Annotated in this window: 11 protein-coding genes, 4 tRNA genes and 1 riboswitch; of the genes, 13 read left to right on the top strand and 2 right to left on the bottom strand. The window is 57.1% G+C overall.

Annotated features, from left to right (window positions below; all coding sequences use genetic code 11):
* Window positions 1–84: 84 nt before the first annotated feature.
* The 7 genes from EXY20_RS04845 (at window position 85) to EXY20_RS04815 (ending at window position 5852) form a co-directional block, all read left to right on the top strand.
* Entirely contained in the window at window positions 85–1686 is a 1602-nt protein-coding gene (locus EXY20_RS04845; protein ID WP_135548220.1) for an extracellular solute-binding protein, read from the top strand.
* Window positions 1687–1900: 214 nt separating this feature from the next.
* Window positions 1901–1975 (top strand) — tRNA-Gly (locus EXY20_RS04840).
* A gap of 4 nt (window positions 1976–1979) precedes the next feature.
* Window positions 1980–2056 (top strand) — tRNA-Arg (locus EXY20_RS04835).
* A gap of 51 nt (window positions 2057–2107) precedes the next feature.
* Window positions 2108–2184 (top strand) — tRNA-Pro (locus tag EXY20_RS04830).
* 17 nt (window positions 2185–2201) lie between these two features.
* Window positions 2202–2275 (top strand) — tRNA-Gly (locus EXY20_RS04825).
* A 484-nt stretch (window positions 2276–2759) separates the two neighbouring features.
* A riboswitch (cyclic di-GMP riboswitch) is annotated at window positions 2760–2848 on the top strand.
* A 124-nt stretch (window positions 2849–2972) separates the two neighbouring features.
* Complete coding sequence (locus EXY20_RS04820; protein WP_167858993.1) at window positions 2973–4811, top strand: FapA family protein; 1839 nt, start codon at window positions 2973–2975, stop codon at window positions 4809–4811.
* A 33-nt stretch (window positions 4812–4844) separates the two neighbouring features.
* The gene (locus EXY20_RS04815; protein WP_167858992.1) at window positions 4845–5852 is read left to right on the top strand and encodes an HD-GYP domain-containing protein; all 1008 of its coding nucleotides are present in this window, start codon (window positions 4845–4847) and stop codon (window positions 5850–5852) included.
* A 16-nt stretch (window positions 5853–5868) separates the two neighbouring features.
* Here EXY20_RS04815 and EXY20_RS04810 read toward each other — a convergent pair whose 3' ends face one another.
* Both EXY20_RS04810 and EXY20_RS04805 read right to left on the bottom strand, forming a co-directional pair.
* Window positions 5869–7302 carry an MDR family MFS transporter gene (locus EXY20_RS04810; protein WP_135548214.1) on the bottom strand — a complete coding sequence of 478 codons (1434 nt, stop codon included), beginning with the start codon at window positions 7300–7302 and terminating at the stop codon, window positions 5869–5871.
* A gap of 254 nt (window positions 7303–7556) precedes the next feature.
* Window positions 7557–7769 (bottom strand): DUF6199 family natural product biosynthesis protein, encoded by a 213-nt coding sequence (locus tag EXY20_RS04805; RefSeq protein ID WP_235885354.1) that lies wholly within the window; start codon window positions 7767–7769, stop codon window positions 7557–7559.
* A gap of 323 nt (window positions 7770–8092) precedes the next feature.
* Between EXY20_RS04805 and ppc the strand changes: the two genes are divergently transcribed.
* From ppc to EXY20_RS04775, 6 genes are all read left to right on the top strand, one after another.
* Window positions 8093–10888 (top strand): phosphoenolpyruvate carboxylase, encoded by a 2796-nt coding sequence (ppc, locus tag EXY20_RS04800; protein ID WP_135548212.1) that lies wholly within the window; start codon window positions 8093–8095, stop codon window positions 10886–10888.
* A 94-nt stretch (window positions 10889–10982) separates the two neighbouring features.
* Window positions 10983–11882 (top strand): EamA family transporter, encoded by a 900-nt coding sequence (locus tag EXY20_RS04795; RefSeq protein WP_135548210.1) that lies wholly within the window; start codon window positions 10983–10985, stop codon window positions 11880–11882.
* A gap of 97 nt (window positions 11883–11979) precedes the next feature.
* The gene (sigW, locus tag EXY20_RS04790) at window positions 11980–12561 is read left to right on the top strand and encodes an RNA polymerase sigma factor SigW (RefSeq protein ID WP_135548208.1); all 582 of its coding nucleotides are present in this window, start codon (window positions 11980–11982) and stop codon (window positions 12559–12561) included.
* A gap of 79 nt (window positions 12562–12640) precedes the next feature.
* Window positions 12641–13246 carry a zf-HC2 domain-containing protein gene (locus EXY20_RS04785; RefSeq protein ID WP_135548206.1) on the top strand — a complete coding sequence of 202 codons (606 nt, stop codon included), beginning with the start codon at window positions 12641–12643 and terminating at the stop codon, window positions 13244–13246.
* A 137-nt stretch (window positions 13247–13383) separates the two neighbouring features.
* Complete coding sequence (gene cdaA, locus EXY20_RS04780; protein WP_135548204.1) at window positions 13384–14217, top strand: diadenylate cyclase CdaA; 834 nt, start codon at window positions 13384–13386, stop codon at window positions 14215–14217.
* Window positions 14210–15637, top strand: a complete 1428-nt coding sequence (locus EXY20_RS04775; RefSeq protein WP_135548202.1) for a CdaR family protein — start codon at window positions 14210–14212, stop codon at window positions 15635–15637. The genes cdaA and EXY20_RS04775 overlap by 8 nt, the downstream gene beginning before the upstream one ends.
* The last annotated feature ends 59 nt before the right edge of the window (window positions 15638–15696 follow it).

Genomic DNA, 15696 nt, shown 5'->3' with positions numbered 1-15696 from the left:
CGCCTGAGTTTCCTCACCTCACCACCGATTGCTGCTGCGCAACCCGCAGTTGTAATAGATCACGAAAAAAGGGAGAGTTGGAAAATGAAACAATCGAGAAAAAGAGTCATTGCCACTGTTGCCAGCCTTCTTCTCGTCAGCGCCGTTGCGGTCGCCTGCGGCTCGGACGACAAAAAGGACAGCGCTTCCAGCCCAAGCCCGGGCGCAAGCGCAGGAACGAGCGCCAAGCCGTCCGCGGCGGCAACGCCTGCGGCGCCTGCGGCGATCAAGATGTTCAATCGGGTCAATGCCGGCATCGTGTTCGAAAATAACCCGGTCGTCGCCGAGATGGAGAAACTGGCCAACGTCAAGCTGTCGATCGAAGCGCCGCCGATCAACAACTATGTCGACAAGCTGCAAGTATTGATGGCTTCCGGCGACTTGCCCGACCTGATCTACAACTGGGGCGGCGCCGACGCCAACATGGAGACATGGGCGAAGAACGGCTTGCTGACACCGCTCGACGACAAGATCGCCAAGTACCCGAACCTGATGAAAAACATTTCCAAGGATACGTGGGACGCGGTGAAGTCCGTAAACGACGGCAAAACGTATATTATCCCGCGGACGAACATCGTCAACCATTGGGGATACATGATCAACCAGCAGTGGCTGGACAAACTGAATTTGAAAGCGCCTACGACGCTCGACGAATTCACCAACGTGTGCAATGCGTTTACGAAGAACGATCCGGACGGCAACGGCAAAGCGGACACGTATTGCCTTAGCTTCTCCAACCCGTCGCTCGGCACCAACTCGTTCTGGAATTCCTCGAACTTCCTTGCGGCGGCGTTTGATCTGCCGATCATGCTCGGGGCGAAAGACACGGACGGCACGTACAAAATCCGCGAGAAAATGTCCGGCTACATCCCGTACCTGACCTACCTGAAGAAGCTGAACGACGAGAAACTGATCGACCCCGAATTCCTCGTCAACAAAATTTACGTGGACGAGGAGAAGATGAACCAGGGCAAAATCGGCATCCGCTACTCGCACCAATATCAGGTCGTGGCCAACACGTCGAAGGATAAGGATTCCATTCATAAATTTTCGTATTCCGGCGTGCTGAAGGACGCCAAGGGCGTCGCCAACGACTGGGTGACACCGGCAATGTGGGGCGGTTGGATGATCGCCAAGTCGAGCAAGAACGTTGACGCCGTACTGAAATTCCTCGACTGGGGCAACACGGCCGAAGCGAACGCGCTGCTGCAGCTTGGCGTTAAAGGCGTAACCTTCGACAGTTACGATCCGGCAACGAAGAAGATCAGCCGTACGGCCGATCAAGCGACCAAACAAGCGACGCTGACCAGCACGTACATGACGCTGGCCAATGCGGTGGGCGGTGCCGGCGCCATCATCGAAGGCGCGGACACCGACGAGAAGCTGGCGAAGTTCAATAAAGATCTTGAGGCGGCGACGAAACAGATGACCGTCACCAACGTGCCGGCCGTACGTTCGCCGAAAATTTTGAACCTGAACAGCTCGATCCCGGACCTGGTGAAGAAGAAAGACGACCTGGAGATGAAATTTGTCCTCGGTACGGTATCGCAGCAGCAGTTCCAGGATTTCCTGACGAAAGAATGGTACCCGGCCACCGCCGATGCCGAGAAGGAATACATCGACTTCATGAGCAAAATCGGCAAATAAGCTTCCGCGGCGCGACCCGTCCTGCTCTTGGCAGGGCGGGTTTACCCGGCGGGGGGGATCGCGCGAAAAGTTTTTTGCGAAAAGGGTTTGCATTTTAGTTGTAAACCTGTTATATTAGTTCTTGTCGCTGTTGAGGACAACATAACGAAGCGAAAGAAAAAGCCAGATGTATCAAGGCTTTGAGGCGCTTTTTCGAAACATCGGAATTCATTTTGCGGACGTGGCTCAGCGGTAGAGCATCGCCTTGCCAAGGCGAGGGTCGCGGGTTCGATTCCCGTCGTCCGCTCCATTATGCACCCTTAGCTCAGCTGGATAGAGCGTTTGACTACGAATCAAAAGGTCGGGAGTTCGAATCTCTCAGGGTGCGCCATTTTTTTCTTGCAGCGGTTGGAATTGGATTATGGCGCTGCAATCGGTTTTACGGGACGTAGCTCAGCTTGGTAGAGCACCTGGTTTGGGACCAGGGGGTCGCATGTTCAAATCGTGTCGTCCCGACCATTATTTTGTAACCAGTTGCGGGTGTAGTTCAATGGTAGAACTCCAGCCTTCCAAGCTGGTAGCGTGGGTTCGATTCCCATCACCCGCTCCATAAGATCAACCGTCCGAAAGCTTACAGTCGTAAGCTTTCTTTTTATTTTGCAACAAATAGAAGACGTATTTGTGGTCAAGGGGGCATAACGCCAGGATGGCTTGGACCGCCGCGGTTTGGCGGACTGAGCATTGCGAAACAGACCCCACGCAAAAATAGCCGATAAAAAATGGCTTATTCGCCCACTTTTTGGCGGATCATCAAAAATAGCCAGCAAAAACACTGGCTATTGGGCTTATTTTCGAACCGGCACGCCGCCTATTTCCCCATCGACGCCGGCTTTTTTCATAGAAAGAAATACAGCTTCGCCCTCCCTCCGGAATCCATACGCCGTTTGACCCTAAGCGGCCCGGTTTTTGTTAAAAAAGTCACAAAAAGAGGTTGAAAAGTTTACGTTTCGTGAATATACTCTAAGTGAGTAGTACTCAAGTATTACGCGATTTGTTTCTGTTAGTGCATTGGTATGATATTTGAATAGAAGCTCCAACGATAATAGCAAACCTTTCGAAAGATTGGGACGCAAAGCTATGGACCTAATGAACAAGCCCGTTCTATGGTCGCCAAGCCGCCGAACTGGATGTCGCACACATCATCCGTCGGGTGATGTGTTTTTTATTTCGGTTGTCAAGCGGTGAACAAATGGCTGCCGTCATTTGTACCAATTGGTTCGAAAGGTGTGCGATGCGAGATGGGAGAGGTGACCGAACTCGAATTGACGCGTCTCATCAATCAGCTGAAGCTGGAAGACGAAGTCAATGTGGCAACCGTCAAAGAAGTCGACAACAGCGCCGGCGGCGAAGCGAATTGGACCGACCGGGACGGCTGGGTGCAGGTGAAGGATCAAACCATTGTCGTGCGCGATCCGGACGAAGGAGGCAAGCCGCCGCTCATACGCGCCGAAGGCCCGGTGAGGCTGATCGTCAACGGGCAGCATGTACAAGCCGAAGTGGCCGTCTCCTCCAAAGACAGCATTCGTTGGGAAATCGAAGAAAAATCGCTGTTCGGCATTACCGTGTCGAAGAACAAGCTGCACGCCCATTTCCATTTGCACGCGAAGGAGCGCTGCGCTTGGCGGCTCACGGAGACGGCGCGGGGGAACAAGCTGACGATTGCGGCCGAGGAGAACAAGGAGATCGTGCTGGCAACGGTCCACTTGTCGGATGTCGTCGGCCACATCGAGCTGAAGGCCATTCGTGCTGTGCTGGATATCGCTGCCATTCAACGGGAACTGGAGCATCCAACCTATAAGCCGGTCTTGATCGCGGCGGGCAAGGAAGCCGTCCCGGGGAAAGATGCGGAGCTCGAAATTTATTTTTCGGAACAGGTGGAAAGCCAGTTTTTCGAAGTTTCCGGCACCGTCGATTTTCGCAACCATCTGCAGATCCCTACTGTCGGAAGCGGCGAGTTGATCGCCCGCAAACTGCCGCCGGTGGATGGTATCCCGGGTTACGACGTTTACGGCAATGTGATCGTCCCGGCCGCGCCGAAGGATATCATGATCGTAGCCAAGCCTTCGGTCGAATGGACGGCCGACGGCAAGATCAAGGCGCTGAAGAGCGGAAGGCCGCGCATTACGGGCGGAAAGATCAAAACGTTCGATATTTCGACCTCTTATGTCGTTTACGGAGACGTCGATATCGAGACCGGCAATATCGTCTTCGCCGGCGACGTGATCGTGTACGGCAATGTGACGGACCATATGATTATCGAATCGCTTGGGAACGTGTACGTGTACGGAAATGTGTATCAGGCCACGATTACCGCAACCGGAAGCGTTTACGTCAGGGGCAATGTGCTCGGCAGCAAGCTGTATTGCGGTTATTTCGGCGTTATGTTCAACCGGCTGTACAATGCGTCCAAAATTCTCAGCGAGCAGATCGCCAAGCTGCAGGCCGCTTCGCTTATGCTTCAACAGACGTTGGAAGCGAAGAACAGCAAGGTCCGCTACGGGCAAATCGTGATCCTGCTGATGGAGAACAAGTTCAAGGACATTCCGGCGACGGTTGTCGAGCTGCTGTCGATCATCGCCAGCATCAGGCATATCAAGCAGAAGGAATACGGGAAGCTTCAGGAAATGTGCGCGCTTCTGCTGCAACCGGCTCAATTGCTCGAAGTCGCGACCGCCAGTTTTGTGCAAAGCATCGTCACTCTGCTGCAGGAAACGCATCAGGAAGTAGCCCGCATGCAGGAGGAGAAGTCGGAAATCAAGCTCAACCAGTGCCACCGAAGCGAACTCAAATCCAACGGGGACATTCTCGTGGAGAATGACGGGGTGGTGAGCAGCGACTTGTTTGCGGCGGGGGATATCGTCTTCGTCCGGGACACGGCGGTTTGCCGCGGGTCGAGCCTGGAAGCGGGAGGAAGCATCACGGCGAAAACGATCGGCGGACAAACGGGCGTCGGATCGCTGCTGAAAGCGAAGAAGCACATATCGGTACAAAAGATGCTGTCGGGGCGAATTTGCATCGGGAAGTATTGCAGGGACATTTTTGAACCGGTGGAAAACATGATCTATCATGTTCAAGATGTGAAGTAGCTTTCATGCGGGATGAAACAGGGGGCTTCGATGATGAAAGACTCGTACGTCAGCCGCTATCGGCGCGAAGGCATGCGCGTCAACAGAAACGTTTATAACCGCCAAGGAGCATTGATCATTCCGGCCTTCACGCTGCTGTCCAGCAAAGAAATCGATCTGCTCGAGCATCTGCGCATCGGGCTCGACGACGAAGACGTGGAGCCCGGGGCCGTGGTGGAACTGGTCGATTCCGCCATCCGCGAAATCAAACTGACATTTGAGAAGATCCGCCATTCCGATCGGATTCCGTACGACGATATTCGCCGCAGCATTCTCCCGAAAGTCGTGCAGATCAGTGAACAAACCGACCTGAAACCTATCTTTATCTACTTGGAGCAGCACGACGACTATACATACAAACACAGCATCGGTGTCGCCATGCTGGCCAGAATGATCGGCAACGCAAACGGATTGGACGGAGAGGAACTGCAAGAACTGATGCTTGCGGGTCTCCTGCACGACGTAGGCAAAACCAAAGTATCGCCGTTCGTGCTGAACAAGCCGGACAAGCTGACAGCCGACGAATTCGAACAAATCAAACGGCATACGGTGTACGGCTACGAATTGATTGCAGGTACGAGAGGGATATCGCGGCGGCAGGCGCTCGCGGCGCTGCAGCACCATGAGCGCGAGGACGGGAGCGGGTATCCGAACGGCCGGAAAAGCAAGGACATCGACCCGTACAGCAAAATGATCGCGGTTGCGGATGTGTTTCACGCGATGATTTCGAAGCGCGTCTACAAGGAGGCCGTGCCGTTCCACAAGGCGTTGCAGGCGTTGTCCGAACTGGCGTACGGCAGTCTCGATCCGACCATTACGCTGCGCTTCGTCAAACAGATCATGGACCTGGCCATCGGCAACCGGGTCGTCCTTTCGAACGGGCTCGAAGGGAAAATCATTCTGGTCAGCCCGGACGCGCCCGCCCAGCCGCTTGTGGAAGTGAACGGCACCTATATCGATCTGAGCAAGGAGCATACGATCGGCCTGGAACGCATCATTTGACGCTCCGGGCCGGTCGTCAACCTGCCGTCCGTTCAGGCTCCGGCGATTTCCCTTTGCGGAGGAAGAGACCGAGTGCGAACGCAGCCAGTGCGATGATGAAACCCATCCAGAACGCATTATGGATGCCTGCGGCCAGCCCTTTGACGATTTCCGCCGGCGACTGCGGATCGCCCGCTCCGCTCAAGTATCGTTTCTGTCCGCCCGACATCATGCTGATGTACAATGCGGTGCCGATGGCGCCGGACACTTGCTGCAGCGTGTTCAAGATCGCCGTCCCGTGCGGGTGCAGATGCTGCGGCAACTGGTTAAGCCCGGCGGTCTGGGCGGGCATCATCACGAGCGCGATGCCGATCATCAGCGCGATATGCACGGCGACGAGGAAGCCGGTGGTCGTCGTTTCGTCGAACCGGGTGAACAGCCACAACGAGGCGACGGCAACGACAAGTCCGGGAATGACAAGAACGCGAGGCCCGAACTTGTCGAACAGCTTGCCGGAGACCGGGGCCATCAGCCCGTTGGCAATTCCGCCGGGAAGCAGGATCAATCCGGATTGGAATGCCGTCATCATCAGCACTCCTTGCATAAACATGGGAAGCATGATCGCCGACGAGAAGAACGTCATCAGAAGCACGAATAGCAGCACCGCAACAAGGGCAAAAAGGGGATAACGAAACGCCCGCAAATCCATGACGGGCTCCTTGAGCAGCAGTTGCCGCCAGACGAACAGCGCCAAGGCGACACCTCCCGCCGTGACGGTCCAAATCACCTCCGGCACCGACCAACCGAGCTCGCCGGCCTTGCTGAACCCGAACACAATGCCGCCGAAGCCGATCGTGGACAGCCCGACTGACAGAAGGTCGATCCGCGGCTTCGTGACGTCCGACACGTTTCTCAGGACAGCGACGCCAACGATAATCGAGAGCAGCGCGAACGGCAGCACAAGGTAGAACAGCCAGCGCCAGGATAGCCCGTCAACAATCAACCCCGACAGCGTCGGGCCGATCGCCGGCGCGAACATGACGACGAGCCCTAACATCCCCATTGCGCCTCCCCGTTTTTCCGCCGGGTAAATGGTCATGATGACGTTCATGGTAAGCGGCAGCAGCATGCCGGTCCCGATCGCCTGAATAATCCGCCCTGCCAGCAGCACGACGAAATCCGGCGACATCGCCGAGATGACCGTACCGACGAAAAACAGGCTCATTGCCGACAGAAACATTTGCCGGGTAGTGAACCATTGCTGCAATACCGCCGTCACCGGAACGAGCACGCCAACGACGAGCAAATAGGCGGTCGCAAGCCACTGGACCGTCGTTGCGGACACGCCGAACGAATTCATCAGTTCGGGGAGGGCATTGCCCATGAGTGTTTCGTTCAAAGCGGCAACAAACATCCCGACGATCAGTGCGAACAGGATCGGGCCGGGCTTGCTGTTTTTTAGCTCCATCATGTTTCTCTCCTTCACTTCCTTAGTAGATCTATAATATCCATAATTAGCGTACAAAAGGGCGTCGGTTTTTGTGCGATTCGCGACTGCAACGTTTGAACGTAGCGGAACAGGTGCTGTTCTTTGCGGAATTTATTATAGACCTATAATATCCATAATAAACGACCCCGCTTCAAGTTGCAAGATCAATCTTGATTCTTAAGCAAAGGGGAATGCGAAATAAGCCATTTTCATGGCCTATTTCGTGCCCATCCTGCTCAAAGAGGGAAAAAATAATGTTGGCTCAGCAGGTAAATCCCGATCGCCGCGGCGAGGATGCCGCCGATCCGGTTCATGACGAGCGCTGCGTTGCTTGGTTCCGCGTTCTTGAACTGCCAGCCGTATTTCAAGTACCAGCCGACTCGCGGGAATATGGCCTGCAGGACGCCAATGACGATGAACACCCAGGCCGCAAGCTGAAAAATCAGCATCGAAATCCATCCTCCATCCGCGTGATTTCCCATACATACGAAATAGCCGGACGTTTGTTGCGCGATACATGCCGCCATTCACGCGATCTTCCGGCTTGTTCCGCCGAAATGACTCTTCCGCAAGTAAGCGGATACATGAAAAATTATCGTCACAAGCTATATGCCTATGTCGAAAATGTGATAAAATAAACCGATGAAAATCCGATCCGGCCTCTTTGCCGCTTCAAGTGAGAGTTCAAAAAGCCGGCTTTTTGAACAACCGCTCAAAACGGGGTTTGCCGATCATCGGCATCGCCCCAACCCATTAATGAGGTGAAAGAGCAATGTCCGACCCAACTATCGCCGCTTCCAGGCAGGCGACCAACAACTTGCTGCGCAGAGACATCCGGTTTCTGGGCAATATACTCGGCGAAGTGCTCGTCAGCCAGGGAGGGAACGAGCTGCTGGCCATCGTGGAGAAAATCCGCGAGATGAGCAAGTCGCTGCGTGCGCAGTTTACCCCCGAGCTGTACGACGAGTTCAAGGCGGCCATCAACTCGTGCGATCAAGGCATTCGGCACAATGTGATCCGCGCGTTCGCGATTTATTTCCAACTGGTCAATATTGCCGAGCAGAACCATCGCATTCGCCGCAAGCGCGACTACGAGCGTTCCGCCGGGGAGAACATCCAGCCGGGTTCGATCGAAAGCGTGGTCAAAGAGCTGCATCAGCGCGGCGTCGACGTCGAAGAGGTGCAGGCGATCGTCGGCCAAATTTCGCTTGAGCTCGTCATGACCGCACACCCGACCGAGGCGACCCGCAAGGACGTGCTCGACATCCACCAGCGCATTGCCCAAGACGTGGCCGAGCTGGACAATCCGACGCTGACGCGCCGCGAGCGCGAGCAGCTGCACGAACGGCTGCAGAGCGAAGTGCTGACGCTGTGGCAAACCGACGAACTGCGCGACCGCAAGCCGACAGTGCTGGATGAAGTGCGCAACGGTCTGTACTATTTCGACGAAACGTTGTTCGACGTGCTGCCGGAAGTTTACGGCGAGCTGGAACGGTGCTTGCACAATTATTATCCGAGCGAAGACTGGCACGTGCCATCGTTCCTGCGCTTCGGCTCCTGGATTGGCGGCGACCGCGACGGCAACCCGTCCGTTACCGCCCGCATCACGCTCGAGACGCTGAATATGCACCGCGACCTGGCGCTGAAGAAATATGAGGCCGGTTTGCGCCAGGTGCTCGACCATCTCAGCTTCAGCCGCAATATCGTCGGCGTGACGCAGGAACTGCTCGATTCGATCGAACGCGACCGCGAAACGACGGAAGTCGTCACCGAAGAAGTGTGGCGCAACGAGAAAGAGCCGTACCGGATCAAAGCGAGCTATATGGTGCAGAAGATCCGCAATACCGCGAACCGCTCCTATAAAGGGAAAGAAGGCAAATACGAGACGCCGGAGGCGTTTATCAACGACCTCCGTTTAATGTACGTTAGCTTGCGCCGCCACGGAGCCGATTATGTCGCCGACCGCCACATCAAGAAGCTCGTTCGCCAGGTGCGGCTGTTCGGCTTCCACATGGCCACGCTCGACGTGCGCCAGCACAGCAAGGAGCACGAAAACGCGATGAGCGAAGTGCTGCGGATGATGGGCATTACGTCCGAGTACGCGAAGCTTGCCGAAGAAGAGAAGATCGTGCTGCTGACGAACGTGCTGAACGATCCGCGGCCGATCACCTCGCCTTATTTGGCGTATTCCGACGCGACGCGCGAGACGCTGGACGTATACCGCGCCGTGCAGGAAGCGCAGCGCGAGTTCGGCCGGAACTGCATCGTCAGCTATTTGATCAGCATGACGCAGGGCGCCAGCGACTTGCTGGAAGTCATGGTGTTCGGCAAAGAATACGGCCTGTACCGCCGCGAGTCGGACGGCACGGTGGTGTGTACGCTGCAGCCGTCGCCGCTGTTCGAAACGATCGACGACCTGCACGCCGCGCCGGGCATCATGAATACGCTGTTCGGCATCCCGGCTTATCGCGACAGTGTGCAAGCGCTCGGCGACAGGCAGGAAATCATGCTCGGCTACTCGGACAGCAACAAGGACGGCGGCGTGCTGACCGCCAACTGGGAGCTGCGCATCGCGCTCAAGGAAATTACCGAAGTGGCGCGCCAGCACGGCGTGAAGCTGAAGTTTTTCCACGGCCGCGGCGGCGCGCTCGGGCGCGGCGGCATGCCGCTCAACCGCAGCATCATGGCGCAGCCTCCGGAAACGCTTGGCGTCGGCATCAAGATCACGGAGCAAGGCGAAGTGCTGTCGCAACGCTACGCGATCAAGGGCATCGCTTACCGCAGCCTCGAGCAGGCGACATGGGCGCTCATCACCGCCGCGATGCTTGCCCGCAATCCGCAAACGGATATCAATGAGCATCAATATGAAGCCATCATGCGCGGCATATCCGAAGCGTCGCAGACGAAGTACCAGGACCTGATTTTCCGCGATCCGGATTTCCTGGCGTTCTTCAAGGAAACGACGCCGCTGCCGGAAGTCGGCGAACTCAACATCGGCTCGCGCCCGTCCAAGCGGAAGAACAGCGACCGGTTCGAAGATTTGCGCGCCATTCCGTGGGTGTTCGCCTGGACGCAAAGCCGTTATTTGCTGCCGGCCTGGTATGCCGCGGGCACAGGGCTGCAAAGCTTCTATCAGGGCAAGCAGGACAATTTGAAAATGCTGCAGCGCATGTACGCCAAGTGGTCGTTCTTCCGCACGACGATCGACAATTTGCAGATGGCGCTGGCCAAGGCCGATCTGCAGATCGCCAAGGAATACGGCCGCATGGTGAAAGACCAGGCGGCGGCCGAGCGTATTTTTACCCTCATCAAGGAAGAATATGAACTGACGTCCGATCTGATCCTGCAAATTACGGGTCAGCAGGACATTCTCGATAATGTGCCGATTTTGCAGGAGTCGATTCGGCTTCGCAACCCGTACGTCGATCCGCTGAGCTACATGCAAGTGGAATTGCTGTCCGAATTGCGCGGCCAGCGCGAGACGGACGAAGCCGACGACGCGGACCTGCTGCGCGAAGTGCTTCTGACGATCAACGGCATTGCCGCGGGGCTGCGGAACACGGGCTGATCGCACGCGGCATCACTATCCATCGAAGAAGCCGGAACGTTTCCGCCCGGAAGCGATCCGGCTCTTTCTCCAAATAAAGGAGCGTCGGCCGACGATGAACCGGACCCGCATGATCGCCGTGGCGCTTATTTTGATCGGGGCATCGAGCTACGGCTTGCTGTCGCCGTTTATCAAATTCGCTTACGATGCCGGCTTTGCCGACGGGGAAGTGAGCGTCGCCCAGGTGACGGGAGGGACCGCGCTGCTCTGGCTGCTGCTGGCGGTGACCCGATCGGCGTGGAGCAACCCGTTCCGCGGGCCGTGGATTAGGCTGGCGCTGATCGGTATTTTTGGCTTGGCGGCGACCACGGTCATGTACAATGTAACCTTGTCGCAAATGGATGCCTCGCTGGCCATCGTGTTCCTGTTCCAGTTCACCTGGATCACGACCGCGATGGAGTCGATCGCTTCGCGCCGCTGGCCGAACCGCTACCAACTGCTCGGCATCGCCGTCATCATGGCCGGCACCTTGTGCGCCGTCGACGTTTTCGCCGTCGATATCGGCCGGCTCGGCTGGAGAGGGGCGCTGTTCGGCTTCCTGTCGGCCGTCTCCTACAGCCTGTTCATCTTCTGCACCGGCCGGGTGAAGACGACGATGCACCCGCTGCTGAAGTCGGTCGTCATGATGACGGCGGCGCTGCCTTTCGTTTATCTCCTGTATCCGCCCACCGTCTTCTTTCAGGCGGACGGCGGGGAGCTGCTGCTGTGGGGGCTGCTGCTCGGCATGCTCGGGCAGACGGTTCCCACCGTGACGTTCAACGTCGCCATCCCGCGCATCGGCAGCGCGCTCGCCGCGCTGCTCGGCTCGATGGAGCTGCCGGTCGCCGTCGTCGGCGCCTTTCTGATCATCGGCGAGCACGTCGGCGCCATTCAGTGGCTGGGCGTCGCACTCATCCTGTTTGGCATCGCGGTGTCGGAGCGGCTCGGCGGCGCGAAACGGGAGGTGTCGGAGTGACGGAACCGCTCCGACCGCTCTATTTGAAACGCAACATGATCTGCAACGTAGTAAGGGAAGATCCTGCACGCGGGATCCTGAATCGGAGGATACGCCGGTGAATTATGTCGAAACGCGGCTCGCCAAGCTTTCCAGAGGCGGCGACCGCCGGGCTTTTGCCGAGTTGGTGGAGCTGTATAAAGACAAGCTGTACCATCTGGCCTACCGGATGCTGAATCAATCGCACGAAGCCGAAGACATCGTGCAGGAAACGTTCCTGCGCGTTTATACCAATTTGCACCGGTACGACGAGACGCAGAAGTTTTCCACCTGGATTTACCGAATCGCGACCAATCTGTGCATCGACCGGCTGCGCAAGCGCAAGCCGAACTATTCGCTGGACGCGGAGATGCCCGAAGGCGAAGGGGCCGACTGGTATTCGCTGCTGCCGAGCGACCAGGCGACGCCGGAAAGCGAAGTCGTATTGTCGGAGATGCAGGAGCACATTCGTGCGGCGATCGATACGTTGCCGGAGAAGTACAAGTCGGTTGTGATCCTGCGTTATCTCCACGACATGTCGCTGCAGGAAATCGGCGATGTGCTCGGCATGCCGGTCACGACGGTGAAGACGCGGGTGCACCGGGGGCGCGAATTTTTGCGCAAGAAGCTGGAGCCGGAATATGGAAACCAACTTTTTTGAAACAATTGCGCCGTTCGCACGTATGGTAACGGTACATAGCGAAGCGGAAACGGAATTTTGACGAAAGGAGTGGCTGGCGATGAACTGCAACGAATCCCTGTCGCTCATGCACGAATATTTGGACGGCGATCTTGCCGGTCCGGAAGCGGCCGAATTGAAAAAGCATCTGCTCGTCTGCGCGAGCTGCCGAACCGCGCTGAAGCAGTTCGAGCGCACCGAAGCGCTTGTGCGTTCCATGCCGCGCATGAACGCGCCGGACGACATGACCGACCGCATCATGAGCGCCCTGCCGAAGCCGAAGCGGCGCAGCACGTGGACCCACTGGATACGCAGGCATCCGGCGGCGTCGGTGGCGTCGGTGTTCCTGCTGGTAATGCTCGGCAGCTTCATGTCGTTATGGAACGACGACAAGGACCTGATGGTCAAAGGAAACGACCTGCAGAACATCGTCATCCAGGGCGACTACGTCTATGTGCCGGCCGGACAGACCGTACACGGCAATCTGCTCGTCCAGAACGGACATATACAGGTGGACGGCAACGTGGACGGCAATCTGGTCGTCATCGACGGCAGCTACAATCTGGCGTCGACCGCGCACATCGCCGGCAAGATCGTACCGGTCGATCGGGCGATCAGCTGGTTCTGGTACAAAGTGAATGAATGGATATCGCTGGCGGCCGGCTAACCGAATTCCCTAATTTGTGGAAACCTCCCCAATTCGATTACGAGCTGGGGAGGTTTTTTTCGCAAAATATGTTATGATTTATACTAGAAAGAAAAACGCGCTAGCGATCGTTAACAGGGTTCATTGGGGGAACGCGTATGGCTTTTCTGAAAGAGCTAACGATCCAAGGCTCGATTAAAGAAATCATCGATATTCTTATCGTCAGTTATGTGATATACAAGCTGCTGCTTCTGCTTCGGGGGACGCGGGCGATTCAACTGCTCAAAGGCATTTTCGTCGTCGTGCTCGCCTGGGTGCTCAGTATCGCGTTCAATCTGAACACGCTGCAATGGATGATGAGCCAGGCGTTCAATTTTGGCGTGCTTGCGGTCATCATCATCTTTCAACCGGAGCTCAGGCGTGCGCTTGAGCAGCTCGGCCGGGGCAAGCTGTTCACGCGTCAGACGAACGAAGAAGACCAGGACGTCAACCGCCGCATCGGCGAAGTGATGAAGACGGTCGGCATTTTGTCGCGGCGCAAGATCGGCGCCCTGATCGTGTTCGAACGGGAAACGGGCCTGACCGATTATATCGAATCGGGCATTAGGATCGGCGCGGAGATCAGCTCCGAACTGCTCGTCAACATTTTCATCCCGAACACACCGCTTCACGACGGCGCCGTCATTATCCGCAAAGGTACGCTGATGGCCGCAGGCTGTTATTTGCCGCTGTCGGAGAATCCGTTCATCAGCAAGGAGCTCGGGACACGCCACCGGGCCGCGATCGGCATGAGCGAAGTGTCGGACGCGATTTCGGTCGTCGTGTCCGAAGAAACCGGACAAGTTTCCCTGGCGATCAACGGCCTCGTCGTCCGCGATATTAAAGAGGAGTCGCTTATCTCCAAGCTGTATGACGAGCTGAAGCCGAAGTCGAAAGCCAAGGCGAAGCAGAAAAACTCCTTCTGGAAATGGAAGGGGGGCCAGCATGGATAAGTGGCTGCGAGACAACAACGTCGTCAAAGTGGTGGCGGTGCTCATCAGCGTGCTGCTGTGGGTCGTCGTCCATATGGATTCCCAGAACAATGCGCCGTCGTCGACAAGCCCGATCACGAAAGACGTTTCGATCAACAACGTCAACGTGACGGTCAATTACGACAAGGAACAGTACAATATCGTGTCGATGGACCCGCCGGAAGTGACGGTGCTGCTGACCGGCACGAGCGAAGCGGCGCTGAAGAAGATGAACACGAGCACGTTCAAAATCGAAGCCGATCTGACCGGGCGCGGAGCGGGGACGCATTCCGTTGTACTGCGTGCGGTCGGAACGACCAGTATCATCCCTAACGCCGTGAAGGTGGAAATCGTTCCGCAAACGGTGCGTGTCGTGCTCGAGGAGAAGCAGAAGAAGGAAGTGCCGGTCGTCATCAATGTCACCGGCTCGCCTGCGCCCGGCTACAAGGCCGGCCAACCGGTCATCAAGCCAAACCGCGTGCATGTCACCGTGCCGAGCAGCATGCTCGACCAGGTGGAGTCGGCGCGCGCGGAGGTCAGCGTCGACAAGGCGACCGGCGTCGTCTCCAAGCAGGTGAAGCTTGTCGCTTACGGCAAGGACGGCAAGCCGATCGACGGCACGGTCAGTCCGCAGGTCGTCGACGTCGAAATTCCGATCACCAACCCGTTCAAAACGATGCCGCTCCCGATCAAAACGATCGGCCGACCGGCGGCAGGTTACGCTGTGTCGTCGCTGCAGCAGAAGATCGATCAGGTGACGGTGTACGCACCGCAGGACGTATTGGACAAGCTGGACTTCTACGACGGCCTCCAGATCGATTTGAGCGGGCTGACGGAAGACAAGACGTTTACGCTCGACGTGCCGCTGAAGGACAAGGTGACCCAGGTCGATCCGGCCAAAATCGAGATCAAGGTGTCCGTCGTGCCTTCGCAGACCAGGACGGTGGACAATATCCCGCTGCGGATCATCGGCCAAAGCGACGGCTACACAACGACGCTTGTGGCGCCGGAGAATCAGGCGATCAGCGCGGTAATCGAAGGAGCTCAGGCGCTGCTGAACAGCCTGAAGCTGCAGGATGTGCAGGCGATCGTCGATGTCAGCAATTTGCCGCCGGGCAAACACGACGTGGCGATCAGCCTCAACTTGCCGGCGTTCCTGATGAAGGCGGCGCAGCAGCAGGAACTGAAGGCGACGGTCGAAATCGCCGCCAAAGGCGCCTCGCCGACGCCGAGCGAGCCGGCCGGCAGCGCCAAGCCGGCGACGGCGCAAGGGGGAGGCGCCGCAACGACGGCGACGCCCAGCCCGACGCCCAAGCCGTCGGCTTCGGCCTCCGGCTCGCCCGCGAACCCGAGTGGCGGCAGCGCGTCGCCGGGAGCGAGCGCCACGCCGCGCGGCGGGTGAAACATTGGCGGGCATGGCGGCATATCATGAATACAATTCTTTTATGAGCTTGATGTTAT

Origin of the sequence: Paenibacillus cymbidii, assembly GCF_004764705.1 — a bacterium.
GTDB lineage: Bacteria > Bacillota > Bacilli > Paenibacillales > NBRC-103111 > Paenibacillus_AN > Paenibacillus_AN cymbidii.
Note: the sequence above shows the minus strand (reverse complement) of the source record. Positions and strands in the feature narration are given on the sequence as shown.